Genomic DNA, 16,537 nt, shown 5'->3' on the forward strand with positions numbered 1-16,537 from the left:
TTGAGAGAGGCTGTTCTCGTGGAACTGATAGAAGTGAGTATCCTGGGCTCATGTATATTGCTAATCATCTGTGGCTTGTATTATGGGGCGGCATTCATCGGGCGAAGAAATTATCTGCTCGGCGGAGAGTTTTTGATTGTCGGGATATCCGCAACGAATTTCGCGATCTTCCTCGTTACGGGCTGGCTGGCAAATTATAACGTTGCCATATTCCTCGATGCTTTTTCCCGGGGCGTTGGTATTCCTGTTATTGCAACGCTTGGCTTGATGGCGGTAACGCACGATTACAAGCCGTCCCCGGTGAATGACATTGTGTTTTTCCTGGCGGGCTTTACGGTTGCAGCCATTTACTTCATGTCGAGTTCATTCAAGCAGTTCCTGCCTTATTTTTATATGGTGATGTGGCTGGCTTACACAGCGTACCTGGCCTATTTCATTTGGCGACTGGTTTGTGCCAGAGAGCTTCTGCATGCGCTGGCTACCACCTTGGGCGGAGTGGCGGGGCTAACGATAGCATTCCGGTATGACTTCTTTCCGATTCCGGGTGACGATTCAAAGGTGGTATTCATGACCTTTGCTTTCTTGACTTGGTCGTACTCGATTGTGCAATCATTCTATGCCTATGGTGCACTTCAGCGTTCTAGAAGTGCCTCAGTTGAGGCGTTACTCAATGTTCGTTGAATTGAGCGGCGCAGGTGCGTCGTTGTGCCGCCAATCCCTTGATTCGAAGTAACTCCATGTCGGGCCATGGGCCCGCATCTTTACCGCCTCCAGGGGCGGTTTTTTTATGGGTAATTGATTAATTTCCATGGTTGGGTTTCCAATGGAAATATTTAAGGCTTGCTCAATGTAAACGGCAGCGTGCAATGGGTAAGTATAATTAGCAATGCATCATGGTTGGGCATGCGCTGGTAACACATGTTTCTTTACTTCCCATTAAGGTGCAGGCATCTGAGGAACATAGATCGTCACTATCGACTAAACACCTGATTTATTTAACTTAATCATTCCACGAGACTTCTGGCATGTGGATTGCTTTCTGATCATTTGACATGGTCACCTGACCATGTCAAATGATCAGCTTGCGATAGGTGCCCATTTCCGTGTGGATGGTGGGGTTGCCGGTCCAGGCCCTTTGTTCGAGGAGCCTTCAATGAAAGAAGTATTTACAGGGCAGAAAGACGACATGTCCGCCGGCTGTATTTTCAGGCAGCTGCTGGTTACCCTTGCGGTATCGACCGCGATGTGCTCGGTACAGGCCGCACCCCAGGGGGCCGGGGAGCTGGGTTCGAAGCTGACGCCATTGGGCGGTGAGGTGGCTGCTAGTTCAAGCGGGGATATTCCGGCCTGGACTGCTCCGGGGCCGCAAGGGGGGGGCTGGAGCTATGGCCAGGTGCGAGGGGACCACTGGAAGTTCAAGGATGACAAACCCCTCTACAGCATCGACTCGAATAGCGTGGCGCAGTATGCGAGCAAGCTGTCCCCCGGCCAGCTCGAACTGTTCAAGAAGATTCCGGGCTATCGCATGGAGGTCTACCCGACCCGCCGCACCTGTGGCGTACCGGACTTCGTGGCGGATAACACGCGGCAGAACATTGGCTTCGCCAAGCTCGACTCCACAGGGGTTGCCCTCGAGGACGCCCATGTGCCGGGCATCCCGTTCCCTCTGCCCAGTACAGGCGCAGAGGTGATGTGGAACATGAAGATGCGCTATCGCGGCCTTGGTGTCGAGATTCCTAAAAGCATTTCAGGCATTTCGCCGCGCAAGGGTGGGGAGTGGTTACGCCAGTCGTCAGACACCTTTTTCTTCACGCCCTGGGGAAAGAAAGGCAGTGCACTTTTTTCGTCCATTGGCCGCTTAGAAAACGCCACCTTCTCCAGTTACCGGGAGCCAGCGGCGCTGGCCGGCCAGGCTGGTGTGCAGACGACTGTAGCCGGCGAGCAGGCCACCACCTTCTACTATTTCCCCGGCCAGCGTCGGGTCAGGCGCATGCCATCGTATTCCTACGACGCTCCGCAGATCGGGCTGGACAACCAATACACCGTCGATGAGGCGAACGTGTTCTTCGGAGCCATGGACCGCTTCGATTGGAAACTGATCGGCAAGCAGGAGCTGCTGGTGCCGTACAACGCCTTTGGCGCCTATGACACCGCAGCCAAGGTGGAAAGCTTCGCCGGCGACGATTCCATCGCGCCACAGTCGCGCCGCTACGAATTGCATCGTGTCTGGGTCGTCGAGGCCAATGTTCGCCAGGGCATGCGCCACCAAGCACCCAAGCGCCTGTTCTACATCGACGAGGACAGCTGGAACCCGTTGCTGGCCGTTGACTATGACAAGCAAGGGCAGATCTGGAAGGTGCGTGAAGGGTTCTCGATCCCCGTCTACGAGACCGGCGCGTGCGATGTGCAGGCCCAGGTCCAGTACAACCTCGCCGATCATCGTTACCTGTTCGACATGACCTCGATCGGCGCGGGCAAGAACGATATTCGCTGGCTCACCGAAGACAGTGGCAACCCTCGCCTGAAACGCGACTTCTTCACCTCCGACAACCTGCGAGCCATCAGCGAGCGCTAAACCGACGCCAGATCGAGAGCCCACATGAAAAAAATAATTACGAAAGCGTCAGGCCTTGTCATCGTGTGCGCAACCCCACTGGCAATGGGGTTCACCTTTGAAACCGAAACCCTCAATGGCTCCTTCGACTCCACGATCACCGCAGGCATGGGCCTGCGTACCGAGTCGCGGGGCTGCAACCTGATCAACCAGGGGCCGACCGGGCACAACGTGCCCTCCGGCTGCCTGGCGCAGAGTTCCGGCGTGGCGGACCAGGGCGACCTGAACTACGACCGCGGCGACTTGTTCACCAACTACCTCAAGGGTACCCATGAGCTGTTGCTGAAGATGCCCGAAGACTTCACCTTCATGGCGCGCGGGACCTGGATCCGCGACTTCGCTGCCACCGATACCACCGGCACGCTGTCGTTCAACACCCCACAGAGCGTCGGCAGCAACGGGCTGAGTGACGACGCCCGCGACGACCTCGCCTTCAAGGCTCGCCTGCTGGACCTGTGGGTGAGCAAAGGCTTCGACATGGGCGGGCAGCGGGTCCGCGCGCGCCTGGGCAACCAGGTGATCAACTGGGGTGAAAGCCTGTTCGTGGCCGGTGGCATCAACAACACCAACGCCTACGACTACCAGGCCCTGGCACGTCCCGGCGTGCAGCTCAAGGAGGCCGTGCTGCCCGCGCCGATGCTCAGTGTCGCTTCGGGCCTTGGCTCGGGTGTCAACGTCGAGGCCTACTATCAGTTCCGCTGGAACAAGAGCGAGTTGCCGCCGGTGGGCAGCTACTGGTCCACCAACAACGCGCTGGGTGAGGGCAGGGGGGACTACGGGTTCTCCGAGAAGGACGCCCGCGACAGCGGCCAGTGGGGCCTTTCGCTGCGCTGGCAACCAGAGGACAGCGACATAAACTACGGCTTCTACGTGATGCGTTATCACGACAAGTTGCCGTCATTGCGCGTCGCCATTCTTGACCCGGACACCTTCGCCGCTGCCCCCACCTGGGAGTACCAGGAAGACCGGATGATGTATGGCATCAGTGCCAACATGCCTATCGGTGACTGGGCCGTCGGTACGGAGCTTTCGTACCGGCCCAAGGATTCAGTCATGCTCAACCCGGTGATCGACCTATGCTCCAGCAATGGCGGCAAATGCTGGAAGGACGAAAAGAAGTTCCAGTGGCATCTCACCGGCCTGTACAGCTTCACGCCTTCGAACTCCCCGACGCTGCTCGACTTCACCGGAGCCAGTACTGGCACCTTGCTGTCCGAGCTTGTGGTCATCAAATACCCAGGGCTGCATAACGAGGTCAATGGCGAGCCACTCGCTGCAGGGCTCAATACCTGGCAGCTGGACCCTGCGACAGCGCCCAAGCCTCGTGGCGACAAGACGTCCTCTGGCATCAACCTGGACTTCAGCCTGACCTATGACGGCACGTTGCTGCCGGGTTGGCAGGTCACGCCAGGTGTCTTCTACTCGCGCTCGCTGGGGGGCAGGACGCCGAACCTGAGTGCGACCTTCACCGAAGACGCGAGCAGCATGAACCTGTATCTGAACTTCGTGCGAAACCCGGCCAGTTGGCAGATCTCCCTCAACTACGCGAAGTTCATGGGCGGCGACACGCCCTACGACCAGCTTTATCGTGACCGCGACTATGTCGGCATCGCGATTTCCCGCACCTTGTGAGGTCCGCCGTGAACGGTTCTGTAAAGTTATCCGAAGCTCCGGCACCTGGCCTGCTGTCACGTGTCGAGGGTGTGTTCTTCGGGCATCGTCGTCTGGTGCTGGCGAGCCTGGCGGTGTTTACGCTGATCATGGGCTGGTTCGCCGTGCAACTGCGCATGGATGCAGGCTTCGAAAAGCAATTGCCGGTAGGCCACGAATACATCAAGACATTCGAGGCCTATCGCAACGACCTGCTGGGAGCGAACCGGCTGACCATCGTGGTCAAGGCCCGACAGGGCGATATCTGGAGCGCCCCGGGCCTGAAACGGCTGTATGACGTCACCCAGGCGGTGACCTTCCTACCGGGGGTTTCGCGCAGCAGCGTGCGTTCGTTGTGGACGCCCAATGCCTTCGTCAACGAAATCACCGAAGAAGGTTTTCGCGCTGACCCACTGGTACCAGGAACGGTTTCGCCCGAGCACCTGGATGACCAGGTCATCGCGACGATCGCCAGCTCCACCGCCCAGGGTGGTTTCATCGGCACGCTGGTTTCCCGGGATCAGAGCAGTGCGATGATCACGGTGGAACTCAACGAATACGACACCGATGGTGCGCACCTTGACTATGTGGCGTTCAACCACAGGCTGGAGAAAGAGATCCGCCAGCAATTCGAGGATGGCGATTTCGAAATCCAGATCATCGGTTTTGCCAAGCAGATCGGTGATATTGCTGACGGGGCTTCAGCCGTGCTGGAGTTCTGTCTGCTGGCGTTGCTGCTGACGGCGGGGGCGGTGTATTGGTATTGCCACTCGCTGCGCTTCACGCTGCTGGCCCTGGTCTGTTCGCTGGCCTCGCTGGTGTGGCAGTTCGGTAGCCTGCGCCTGTTGGGGTACGGGCTCGACCCGTTGGCGGTGCTGGTGCCCTTCCTGGTATTCGCCATCGGGGTGTCCCATGGCGTGCAACAAATCAACTTCATCGTCCGCGAGATCGCCACCGGCAAGAGCGCCGAAGCGGCGGCGCGTTCGAGCTTCACGGGGTTGCTGATTCCCGGGACGCTGGCGCTGGTGACCGCGCTGGTTTCCTTCGTGACGCTGTTGTTGATCCCGATCCCTATGGTGCGGGAACTGGCGATCACGGCCTCGCTTGGCGTGGCCTACAAGATCATCACCAACCTGGTGATGTTGCCGTTGATGGCCTCGCTGCTGAGTGTCGATGACAAGTACGCAGCCGCCCAGGAAGTGTCCCGGCAGCGCCGCACCCGCTGGCTGCGTGGCCTGGCCCGGCTCGCCGAGCCACGCAGGGCACAATGGGTGCTTGGCTTTGCCTTGGTGGTATTCCTGGTGGCGATCTGGCAAAGCCATGACCGTGTCGTGGGCACGCTGCAGGCGGGCGCGCCGGAGTTGCGCGAAGACGCCCGCTTCAATCGCGATGCGGTTTCCATCGCCGGCAACTACGACATTGGCCTGGACTGGCTCAGCGTGGTGTTCGAAGTCAACAAGGAGCCCTCTGGCGAAGACAGCCAGTTGGCCTGCGAGGATGTTGCCCTGGGCCAGTACCAGGATCGCTTCGTGTGGGCTATGCAGGGGGTGCCCGGTGTCCTGTCGGTAACGTCGTTCTCCAGCAACATGCGCCAGTTCAATGAGGGCTACAACGAAGGCAACCCGAAGATGGCAGCGGTGCCCATCGACCCGATGAACTACGCCGCCCTGGCTACCGAGGTTGCGCGCACGCCCGGGCTGATGCGCACCGACTGCAGCATGACCGCAGTGCACCTGTACCTGGCCGATCACAAAGCCACCACGATCAACCGGGTAGTGGATGCCGCCAAGGCATTCCGCAGCGAATACCCCCTGCCAGGCATCTCGGTGCGCCTCGCTTCGGGCAACGCCGGGGTGCTGGCAGCCATCAACGAAGAAGTGGAAAAAAGCGAAACACCCATGCTGCTTTATGTCTATGCCGCCATCGCATTGCTGGTGTTCGTGGTGTATCGCGACTTGCGGGCAGTCCTGGTGTGTTGCCTGCCGCTGACCATCGGCACCTTCATTGGCTACTGGTTCATGAAGGAGCTGCAGATCGGACTGACCATCGCCACCTTGCCGGTGATGGTGCTGGCGGTGGGCATCGGCGTCGATTACGCCTTCTACATCTACAACCGTCTGCAACTGCACCTGGCTCATGGGCAGTCGATTACCAAGGCCGTGGAATACGCGCTGCTCGAAGTGGGTGTCGCCACTATTTTCACTGCCATCACCCTGGCTGTGGGCGTGGCCACCTGGGCCTTCTCGGAACTCAAGTTCCAGGCCGACATGGGCAAGCTGCTGGCCTTCATGTTCATCGTCAACATGGTCATGGCCATGACCGTGCTGCCGGCCTTCGCCGTGTGGCTGGAGCGGGTATTCCCACGTAAGCGCCCCGTGCGCATGATTGGCGCGCTGGTGCACTGAGGAGAGAAGCATGAAGTTCAGGGTTTCATTCACCGCAGCCTTGCTCGCAGCAGCAGTGCCGCTGATGTCTCTTCAGGCCGCGCCGTTGCAGGCCGTACCGGCCGTACAGGCGAGCAATGCCACGCAGGCCACCATGCTGGCCGCCGGTTGGGCGGGGGCGCGCATGGTGGCCGTGGGCGACCACGGTGTCGTGCTGTTGTCCGACGATCAGGGCATGCAGTGGCGCCAGGCGAGGTCGGTACCGCTGTCCACGCCATTGACGGGCGTGTCTTTCGTGGATGCCAAACGCGGCTGGGCGGTTGGCCACTGGGGCGCGATCTTGGCCACCACCGATGGCGGGGAGTCCTGGCGGGCCCAGCGACTGGCCACCGAGGAAGACCGGCCACTGTTCGCGGTGCACTTCTTCAATGCCCGGCAGGGTGTTGCAGTAGGCCTCTGGTCGTTGGTGCTGACGACCGAAGATGGGGGCCAGACGTGGGCTGAGCAGCCGCTGCAGGCTCCGCCGGGGGCCAAGCGGGCCGACCTCAACCTGATGGGGTTGTTTGCCGACAGCCGCGGCAGGCTGTACGCCACGGCCGAGCATGGGCAGGTGCTGCATTCCGAAGACCAGGGGAAGAACTGGCGTTACCTGGATACCGGCTACGAAGGCACCCTGTGGTCTGGCGCAGTACTGGCCGATGGGCGTCTGCTGCTGGGTGGCCAGCGCGGCACCCTGTTGCAGGGTTCAGCGGACGGCAAGGGCTTTCGCCGAGTGCCAACGCAAAGCAAAGGCTCTGTCACGAGCGTAGCGGTAGCGGGCTCTCGTGTGTTGGCGGTCGGGCTGGATGGGCTGAGCGTGCAGAGCAGCGATGACGGGCACAGTTTTCAGGAAACGCAGACCGCTGATGGCCTTTCACTGACGGCGGCGTTGTTCAACGCCGAGGGCGTACCTGTCTTGTTTTCACGCCGAGGGGTTATGCCCTGCCAGGAGTGAAGGGCCGGCCACTCGTTCAGAGGCCAGGCATCGCAAAGCGATGCCTGGCGTGTTTCCTTGCCTGGGCGTCTGGGTGGTCGTGGCACCATCAGGCCCAGGCAAGTCAACGCTGGACGCTAGAGCTGAAGGTAATCCGCCAGGTCTGCGTAGTTATGTTGCCAAAGGCCAGGGCTGCCATTGGGGTATTGGGAGCGGAAACCGAGAATCTTCTGGACCCGTGGAGAAAGCGTGCGTACCAGCTCGAGCGGCACGATCAACGGGTAGGCTTCTTCAGGCGTGATGATCGAAGCCTGCATAGGGATGGTCAGCCCGCGACGGTAATGGTCGGCGGTCACGTTGGCACCGCCGCCATGAACGACTTTCCCGCCGAACAGCATGGCATCGCCGGCTTTCAACAGGGCGGGGATCGTCATCTCTGGGGTTCCTGTATCGTAAAAGTCATCCCAATCCTGGCTCCCGGGGATCAAGCGCGTGGCGCCGTTTTCCTCAGTGTAATCGCTCAGCGCCAGCATCAGGTTGGTGATGGCGCGTGGCGCATGCCTGTTCATGGCCACGAACGGTTGGTACTGCATCATGTCACGGTGCAGCATTTGCGCTTTGCTGCCTGGGCCGATCTCGATCAACTGGGCCGTGGTCAGCCACCAGTCACCGCACTCCGGGGCGTAAAGCACGTTCCCCAGTTCGTGAAAGAGGTCGTCATCGAGAATTTCCTCACGAAAGGTCTTGCTGTGAGTGACGAGGTTGGTAAGCCGTTTGGTCTGGTGGCCATGGAACTCGGCGATCAGCGCGTGCTCGTGCCTGGAGCCGGCATCGAGCGCGGCCAGGGGGGCGTCGAGTTCGCTGTTGATTCGTGCGACTTGTTCAGGGGTCATGAAGTTGCGGATGATTACGGCACCTGCCTGGTCGCTCAGCAGCGCAATTTCTTGCGCGGAAGTCGAGCGGGTTACAACTGGCAGGCTTGGCGTGGAGTTGCGAGAGGCTGACATTGAGAACACTCCAGATTGAAAGGAACGGTTGCGCAGGCGGGTTGACGTTTGATCAACGGGCATCAGGAAACAGGCCTGCTTGCTACTGCGCTAAACCCAGGAAAGGGACATGGAGCGCCACGGTGCCTCCTTGTTCTTTTTGTTCAGGCAGTGAGTTCATGCTAGGTTTGCACTGGCCCTGCGCCAAGGTACGAACTGCACCATTTTCCAGCCGATTTTTGAGTGATTTGCACCGCCCATGACCAGCACGCCATCGCCCTGGCCACGCCCCTCGGAAGCCGTTCGCGAGCTTATGCGCAAAGGCGCCGAACTCGCTCAGGCGCTGCCCCCTGAGTGGGTCGAGCGGCTGAACCAGTCACTGTTCTCTTCACCCGAAGATGCCAGGTTGCTGGAGGACCCGGTCATCCTCGCGTCGTGCCGGCGCGCCAACCGAGCAGAGTTGCTGCATTGGGCCAATGCCAACCTGCAGCGCCCTGGTGAGCCGGTGGAGCCCTACGTGTCTGCTGACATGGTGGACACGGCCAGGGAGCTCGCCCGCAGGGGGCTGTCCGAGCTGCTGATGAATGTTGCAAGGTCGACACAGAACGCAGCCTGGGACCTGTGGATGAAGATGGCCTTCAGCCTGACGCAGGATCCCGTGGTGCTCGAGGAATTCCTGAAGGTCTCGTCGCGTTCGATCTCGGAATTCATCGACAGCAACATGCGTGTGGTGACGCAGATCATCCTCGAAGAAAAGAACGCCCAGACCCATGATGATCCTGTCGATAAACGCAGCCTGGTCAGCCGGCTGCTCGATGGCAGGGATGTGGACGCGGAGCAGTTCGGCAGGCGACTGGGCTACAGCCTTGCGCAGAGACACCATGCCTGCCTCATCTGGAGCGAAACCCCGGACGCCGAGATTCGCCCCCTGGAAGATATGGCGCGTGCCCTGGCGCAGCTCACGGGCACGGTGGCGCCCCTGATCGTATTTGCGGGCCCTGCGACCCTGTGGGCCTGGAGCAATGCGGCAAAGCCGCTGGACCTATACCTGCTGCAAGGCGTCGCTCGACAATTTCCCAAGATTCGCGCGGCAATCGGTTCGGCGGGCGCGGGGATGAATGGCTTCCGGCGCTCGCACCTAGAAGCCTTGACCACCCAGCGGGTGATGGGCCGCTTGGCGGGTTCACCCGCCGTTGCCACGATCGATCAGGTGAGGATGGTGTCGTTGATGACCCAGGATGCCCGCGCGGCCAGGCAGTTCGTCTTGAGCACCCTGGGGCGCCTGGCGACCGAACCCACGGTGCTTCAGCATTCGTTGCACGCCTTCCTGGCCAATGGCTGCAGCATCACCCAGACCGCCGAGGTGCTGGGTACCCATCGCAATACCTTGCTTCGCCGGCTGGAGCGCGCCCAGGACCTGCTGCCTGTCCCGCTTGCCGATCATCGCATCCAGATCGCCGCCGCTCTTGAGCTGGTGATCTGGAGTACGCCGCTCGATGGCGACGAGCAATAGCGGTTATCCCCTTCCTTTGGCGCAATGGCGCTTCACGGCTGTTGCCCTACGCGGGCGCCCAACAGGGTGCCCGCGTTGCAATGCCCTGCAAAAACGCGTTCTCCAGCATCTTTGCACGCTCGCTTGGCGCATGCCCTCGCTGGCGGGCATCGACCATGCCGTGCAACAGCGATAAGAACATCTCGGTCAGCAGCGCCGCGGTGACATCCGCTCGAAATACACCCTGTCGCTGGCCGCTGAAGAACAACGCATCGAGCCTTTCCAGATAAAACCGCAGCTCGTGCTGCACGCTCATGTGCACAGGGTAACGGGAAGCCAGGAAGGCGATCAGTTCGCCTTGGGCCAGGTGTTCGCGAATCAGCTGACGCAACGCGGCCAGGGGCTCTGTGGAAGCCAGCGCGCCGCTGTTGTCGAGGATCTGCATGAGCGTGTTTTTGGCGTGCTGTTCGAGCTGGCTATCGAGGTTTTCTCTCGTCCCACAGTAACGGTGCAAGGTAGCCCGGCTGATGCCCGCCAACGCCGCCAGTTCACCCATGGACGCTCTGGGTCGCAAGGCGGCAGCGGCATAGAGGGCATTCACCAGCTTGGTGGAAAGCGATGAAGGAGGGAAGCCTGAAGTGGTCATGAGGAGTCTTGTTTGATTTTCGTGAGACATAATTGACTCATATGGGTTTGGAAAGTAGCATTCGCCCCGTTTTCAATCAAGGCTCGGGTGAGTGATGGGCAAGACAGGTTCGATAAGAGTGGGCGTACTGGCCGTGGCGATTGCCTTGGCCGGGTGCGAGCCCGCAGCAGAGCAGGACGGCGCAGCCAATGCGAGCTACCCGGTGGAAATCGTGACGTTGGCCTCCGAGCAGGTGACCCTGGCCGCTGAGTTGCCGGGCCGGGTCGAGCCGATGCGGGTCGCAGAGGTAAGGGCGCGGGTGCCGGGTATCGTGTTGCACAAGCGCTTCGAGGAAGGGGCTGACGTCAAGGCGGGGGATGTGCTGTTCCAGATCGACCCGGCGCCGTTCAAGGCCGCCCTGGCCCGCGCCGAGGCGGACCTCGCCCGTGCCCAGGCCGTGCACCAGGAAGCCCAGGCGCGTGTGAAGCGCTATGAGCCGCTGGTCAAGATCGAGGCGGTCAGCCAGCAGGATTTCGACAGCGCCACTGCCGAGTTGCGCAGTGCCCGTGCGGCGATTCGTTCCGCGCAGGCCGATGTGCAGGCCGCACGCCTTAACCTGGGTTACGCCACCGTCACTGCGCCGATCTCCGGACGCATTGGCCGTGCGCTGGCCACCGAAGGCGCTTTGGTGGGGCAGGGGGAGGCGACGCTGATGGCGCGGATACAGCAACTCGACCCGATCTACATTGACTTCACGCAGTCAGCTGCTGACGCGCTGCGCCTGCGACAGGCGGTCAAGGACGGCGCACTCTCGGCCGACAGCCAGCGTCTGACCGCGCAAGTGGAAGGCACCGATTTCCAGCGTTCAGGCGAGCTGATGTTCACCGATGTGAGTGTGGACCGCGGTACCGGCCAGGTCGTCCTGCGTGGGCGTTTCGATAATGCCGACGGCACCCTCTTGCCGGGCATGTATGTGCGCGTGCGCGCACCTCAAGGTACCGACAACCACGCCATCCTGGTTCCTCAGCGTGCGGTCCAGCGAGGCAGCGATGGCCAGGCACGGGTCATGGTAGCCGCCAATGGCATCGCCGAGGCACGCGTCGTGCGAACCGGTGTGATGCAAGGCTCGCGTTGGCAAATCAACGAAGGGCTCGAGCCAGGTGATCAGGTGATCGTCGGTAGCCCGGCAGGGTTGGCACCCGGTATGCCGGTGGCGCCGGCACAGCAACAAACGGCTGCCGCCCAGTGACGCGAGGAACGTGAGATGTCCAGGTTTTTCATCCATCGCCCGAACTTTGCCTGGGTCGTGGCGTTGTTCATTTCACTGGCAGGATTGCTGGTGATTCCATCCTTGCCCGTGGCCCAGTACCCCAACGTGGCGCCACCGCAGATTTCCATCACTGCCTCCTACCCCGGCGCTTCGGCCAAGGTCATGGTGGAGTCGGTGACCAGCATCATCGAACAGTCGCTCAACGGCGCCAAGGGCCTGCTGTACTACGAGTCGACCAACAACTCCAACGGCGTGGCCGAAGTGATGGTGACCTTCGAGCCTGGCACCGATCCGGACATGGCGCAGGTCGATGTGCAGAACCGCTTGAAACAGGCCGAGGCGCGTATGCCTCAGGCGGTGCTGACCCAAGGGCTGAAAGTCGAGCAGGCCAGCTCCGGTTTCCTGCTGATCTACGCCCTGACCAGCACGGTCGGCAACCGTGGCGATACCACGGCCCTGGCCGACTATGCCGCGCGCAACATCAACAACGAACTGCTGCGCGTGCCCGGCGTGGGCAAGCTGCAGTTCTTCGCGTCCGAAGCGGCCATGCGGGTCTGGGTGGATCCGCAGAAGCTGGTGGGTTATGGCCTGTCCATCGACGATATCAACGCGGCGATTCGCGGCCAGAACGTCCAGGTGCCGGCCGGCAGCTTCGGCAGCACGCCGGGCGCCAGCGAGCAGGAGCTGACCGCGACCCTGGCCGTGCAGGGCACCCTCGACACGCCGGAGGCGTTCGCCGGCATCGTCCTGCGCGCCAACCCGGATGGCTCCAGCGTGCGTCTGGGTGATGTCGCGCGCATGGCCATCGGTAGCGAGAACTACAACCTGTCGGCACGTCTGAACGGCCACCTGGCGGTGGCCGGCGCGGTGCAGCTGGCGCCGGGCGCCAACGCCATCCAGACAGCGACGCAGGTCAAGGAGCGCCTGGCCGAGCTGTCGCAGTTCTTCCCCGAAGGGGTCGAGTATTCGGTGCCGTACGACACCTCGCGCTTCGTCGACGTGGCCATCGAGAAGGTCATCCACACCTTGATCGAAGCCATGGTGCTGGTGTTCCTGGTGATGTTCCTGTTCCTGCAGAACGTGCGCTACACCCTGGTGCCCTCGATCGTGGTGCCGGTGTGCCTGCTCGGGACGCTGATGATCATGAAACTGCTCGGCTTTTCGGTGAACATGATGACCATGTTCGGCATGGTGCTGGCCATCGGCATCCTGGTGGACGACGCCATCGTGGTGGTGGAGAATGTCGAGCGCTTGATGGCCGAGGAAGGCCTGTCGCCGGTGGAGGCGACCGTCAAGGCCATGGGGCAGGTTTCCGGAGCCATTATTGGTATCACCCTGGTGCTGGCGGCGGTATTCCTGCCTTTGGCGTTCATGTCCGGTTCGGTGGGGGTGATCTATCAGCAGTTCTCTGTGTCTCTGGCTGTCTCGATCCTGTTCTCCGGCTTCCTGGCCCTGACCTTCACGCCTGCGCTGTGCGCCACGCTGCTCAAGCCAGTGCCTCATGGCTATCATGAGAAGGGCGGTTTCTTCGGGGCATTCAACCGTGGCTTCGCCCGTATCACGGAGCGCTATTCGCTGCTCAGCAGTGAGCTGGTGGCGCGTGCCGGGCGCTGGATGCTGGCGTATGTCGGCATCCTGGTGGTGCTGGGCTATTCCTACCTGCGCCTGCCGGAGGCCTTCGTGCCGGCTGAAGATCTGGGCTACAGCGTCGTCGACGTACAGCTGCCGCCAGGTGCCAGCCGGGTACGTACCGACTACACCGCCGAGGCGTTGGAGAAATTCCTGATGTCTCGTGAGGCGGTGGCCAACTCGTTCATCGTCAGCGGCTTCAGTTTCTCGGGCCAGGGCGACAACGCCGCACTGGCGTTCCCCACCTTCAAGGACTGGTCGCAGCGTGACATGACGCAATCGGCGGAGGCGGAAACGGCAGCGATCAATGCACAATTCGCCACCAACGGTGACGGCACCATCACTGCGGTCATGCCACCGCCCATCGACGGCCTGGGCAACTCCGGTGGTTTCGCCCTGCGCCTGATGGACCGTGGCGGCCTTGGCCGTGAAGCACTGCTCGCCGCCCGTGACCAACTGCTGGCCCGTGCCAACGGCAATCCGGTGATTCTCTACGCGATGATGGAAGGCCTGGCCGAGGCGCCGCAGTTGCGCGTGCACATCGACCGGGAAAAAGCCCGAACGCTGGGGGTGAGCTTCGAGGCCATCAACAGCACCTTGGCCACTGCTTTTGGTTCGGCGGTGATCAACGACTTCACCAATGCCGGGCGCCAGCAGCGCGTGGTGGTGCAGGCTGAGCAAGGCGAACGCATGACCCCCGAAAGCGTACTGCGCCTCTATGCCCCGAATGCCAACGGCGAGCAGGTGCCGTTCAGCGCCTTCGTCACCATCCAGTGGGAAGAGGGGCCGGTGCAACTGGTGCGCTACAATGGCTACCCGTCCATCCGCATCGCCGGCGACGCTTCGCCGGGGCACAGTACTGGCCAGGCGATGGCCGAGATGGAGCGTCTGGTCAGCGAGCTGCCGCCGGGTATCGGCTACGCCTGGACGGGCCTTTCCTACCAGGAGAAGGTGTCCAGCGGCCAGGCGGCCAGCCTGTTCGCCCTGGCCATCCTGGTGGTGTTCCTGCTGCTGGTGGCGCTGTACGAAAGCTGGGCGATTCCGCTGACGGTCATGTTGATCGTGCCGATTGGTGCCTTGGGTGCGGTCTGGGCGGTGACGCTCACCGGCATGCCCAACGACGTGTATTTCAAGGTCGGCCTGATCACCATCATTGGCCTGGCGGCGAAGAACGCCATCCTGATCGTCGAGTTCGCCAAGGAACTGTGGGAGAAGGGCTACAGCCTGGGCGACGCCGCCATCGAGGCCGCGCGCCTGCGTTTCCGTCCGATCGTGATGACCTCCATGGCGTTCATCCTCGGCGTGGTGCCATTGGCCGTCGCCTCCGGCGCGGGGGCGGCAAGCCAGCGCGCCATCGGCACCGGCGTAATCGGCGGCATGCTCAGTGCCACCTTGTTGGGCGTGGTGTTCGTGCCGATCTGTTTCGTCTGGGTGTTGACGCTGCTCAAGCGCAAGCCCGTACCTGAGCAACCGGTCGAGGTTGCCAAGTGATGATCAAATTCAATCGTGTGCTTCCCTTGGTCCTGTCCTTGACCTTGACCGGTTGCTCCCTGGCGCCCACCTACCAGCGCCCAGAAGCACCGGTGGCGGCCGGATGGGGCGATGCTGCCGGTCATGCCGGCCCTTCGGTGGAGCAGATGCAGTGGCAGGCGTTCATTGTCGACCCGGTGCTGCGTCAGCTGATCGCCAGTGCGCTGGACAACAACCGCTCCTTGCGCCAGACCCTGCTCGACATCGAGCAGGCCCGCGCCCAGTACCGGATCCAGCGGGCCGACCGGGTGCCTGGGCTGAACGCCAGCGCCGCGGGCAATCGCCAGCACCTGCCTTCGGCACTTTCGAACGATGGCCGCGAAGGGGTCACCAGCACTTATCAGGTGGGCTTGTCATTGCCGGAATATGAGGTGGACCTGTTCGGACGGGTCAAAAACCTGAGCGATGCGGCCCTAGAGCAGTACCTGGCCACCGAGGAAGTCGGGCGTGCCGCACGCATCGCCCTGATCGCCGAGGTGAGCCAGGCCTACCTGGCCTTGGACGGTGCCGAGCGGCGCCAGGCGCTGACCCGCCAGACCCTGACCAGCCGCGAGGACTCTCTGGCGTTGGTCGGTCAGCGTCGCGCTGCCGGCACGGCAACGGCGCTGGACCATCAGGAGGCGTTGGGGCTGGTCGAGCAGTCTCGTGCCGAGCTCGAAGTCACCGTGCGCCAGCAGCGCCAGGCCTACAACGCGCTGTTGCTGTTGCTGGGCAGCGCCGAGGCGGCCAAGGCGATGCCCGTTGAGCGCCCGGATGAGCTGATGGTGCTCAATGACATTGCGCCGGGCGCGCCGTCGGCATTGATCGAGCGCCGTCCCGATATCCTCGCCGCCGAACACCGGCTGCGTGCGCGCAATGCCGATATCGGCGCGGCACGGGCCGCCTTTTTCCCGCGTATCAGCCTGACCGGCAGCTTTGGCACCGCCAGTACGCAGATGTCCGGGCTGTTCGACGGTGGCTCGCGTAGCTGGGGCTTCATGCCGCAGTTGTCACTGCCGTTGTTCGACGCCGGGCGCAACCGGGCCGGGCTCAGCCTGGCCGAGGCACGCAAGGACTCGGCCGTGGCCGCCTACGAAGGCGTGATCCAGGTCGCCTTCCGCGAAGTGTCTGATGCGCTGGCTGCCGCCGACACCCTGCGCCGCGAACAAACCGCGCGCCGGGCCCTGGTCGACACCAGCCGTGCGACGCTGGCGCTGGCCAAGGCGCGGTACGAGGGTGGGGTGGACAGCCATTTGCGTTACCTGGACGCGCAGCGCAACAGCTACGTGAACGAAGCAGCCTTCATCGAAGCCAGTACCCAGCGCCAGCTTGCGTTGGTCGACCTATTCCGCGCACTCGGTGGCGGCTGGCCGGGCAAGGGCTGAAACAGCCTCCTTTGGTTGGC

The 16,537-nt window shown here is 62.0% G+C and carries 11 protein-coding genes; 9 read left to right on the forward strand and 2 right to left on the reverse strand.

The features are described 5' to 3' along the window. Positions 1-33 precede the first annotated feature (33 nt). The 5 genes from B3361_RS09845 (at position 34) to B3361_RS09865 (ending at position 7,642) form a co-directional block, all read left to right on the forward strand. The gene (locus B3361_RS09845; protein WP_143492640.1) at positions 34-681 is read left to right on the forward strand and encodes a hypothetical protein; all 648 of its coding nucleotides are present in this window, start codon (positions 34-36) and stop codon (positions 679-681) included. 505 nt (positions 682-1,186) lie between these two features. Next, positions 1,187-2,575, forward strand: a complete 1,389-nt coding sequence (locus B3361_RS09850) for a DUF1329 domain-containing protein (RefSeq protein ID WP_414703809.1) — start codon at positions 1,187-1,189, stop codon at positions 2,573-2,575. Between the two features lie 24 nt (positions 2,576-2,599). Next, on the forward strand, positions 2,600-4,246 hold the full coding sequence (locus B3361_RS09855; RefSeq protein ID WP_312158610.1) for a DUF1302 domain-containing protein: 1,647 nt from the start codon (positions 2,600-2,602) through the stop codon (positions 4,244-4,246). An 8-nt stretch (positions 4,247-4,254) separates the two neighbouring features. Further along, positions 4,255-6,669, forward strand: a complete 2,415-nt coding sequence (locus tag B3361_RS09860) for an efflux RND transporter permease subunit (RefSeq protein WP_054905263.1) — start codon at positions 4,255-4,257, stop codon at positions 6,667-6,669. Between the two features lie 10 nt (positions 6,670-6,679). Continuing rightward, the gene (locus B3361_RS09865; RefSeq protein ID WP_054905262.1) at positions 6,680-7,642 is read left to right on the forward strand and encodes a WD40/YVTN/BNR-like repeat-containing protein; all 963 of its coding nucleotides are present in this window, start codon (positions 6,680-6,682) and stop codon (positions 7,640-7,642) included. A gap of 116 nt (positions 7,643-7,758) precedes the next feature. Here the strand turns inward: B3361_RS09865 and B3361_RS09870 are convergent, their stop codons facing one another. After that, on the reverse strand, positions 7,759-8,628 hold the full coding sequence (locus B3361_RS09870) for a phytanoyl-CoA dioxygenase family protein (protein ID WP_054905261.1): 870 nt from the start codon (positions 8,626-8,628) through the stop codon (positions 7,759-7,761). Between the two features lie 292 nt (positions 8,629-8,920). Between B3361_RS09870 and B3361_RS09875 the strand changes: the two genes are divergently transcribed. Further along, positions 8,921-10,120: a PucR family transcriptional regulator gene (locus tag B3361_RS09875; protein ID WP_054905260.1), complete on the forward strand. Its 1,200-nt coding sequence runs from the start codon at positions 8,921-8,923 to the stop codon at positions 10,118-10,120. A 46-nt stretch (positions 10,121-10,166) separates the two neighbouring features. Here B3361_RS09875 and B3361_RS09880 read toward each other — a convergent pair whose 3' ends face one another. Next, positions 10,167-10,775: a TetR/AcrR family transcriptional regulator gene (locus B3361_RS09880; RefSeq protein ID WP_232892201.1), complete on the reverse strand. Its 609-nt coding sequence runs from the start codon at positions 10,773-10,775 to the stop codon at positions 10,167-10,169. A gap of 64 nt (positions 10,776-10,839) precedes the next feature. On the opposite strand from B3361_RS09880, the gene B3361_RS09885 reads away from it, so the two are divergent. The 3 genes from B3361_RS09885 to B3361_RS09895 are packed head-to-tail and all read left to right on the forward strand — an operon-like array spanning position 10,840 to position 16,517. Beyond that, complete coding sequence (locus B3361_RS09885; RefSeq protein ID WP_054905258.1) at positions 10,840-11,973, forward strand: MexC family multidrug efflux RND transporter periplasmic adaptor subunit; 1,134 nt, start codon at positions 10,840-10,842, stop codon at positions 11,971-11,973. 15 nt (positions 11,974-11,988) lie between these two features. Further along, on the forward strand, positions 11,989-15,114 hold the full coding sequence (locus B3361_RS09890) for an efflux RND transporter permease subunit (protein ID WP_054905257.1): 3,126 nt from the start codon (positions 11,989-11,991) through the stop codon (positions 15,112-15,114). Beyond that, on the forward strand, positions 15,114-16,517 hold the full coding sequence (locus B3361_RS09895; RefSeq protein WP_054905256.1) for an efflux transporter outer membrane subunit: 1,404 nt from the start codon (positions 15,114-15,116) through the stop codon (positions 16,515-16,517). The genes B3361_RS09890 and B3361_RS09895 overlap by 1 nt, the downstream gene beginning before the upstream one ends. The last annotated feature ends 20 nt before the right edge of the window (positions 16,518-16,537 follow it).

It is taken from the genome of Pseudomonas sp. UBA6699 (assembly GCF_002454615.1).
Classification (GTDB): Bacteria; Pseudomonadota; Gammaproteobacteria; order Pseudomonadales; family Pseudomonadaceae; genus Aquipseudomonas; species Aquipseudomonas juntendi.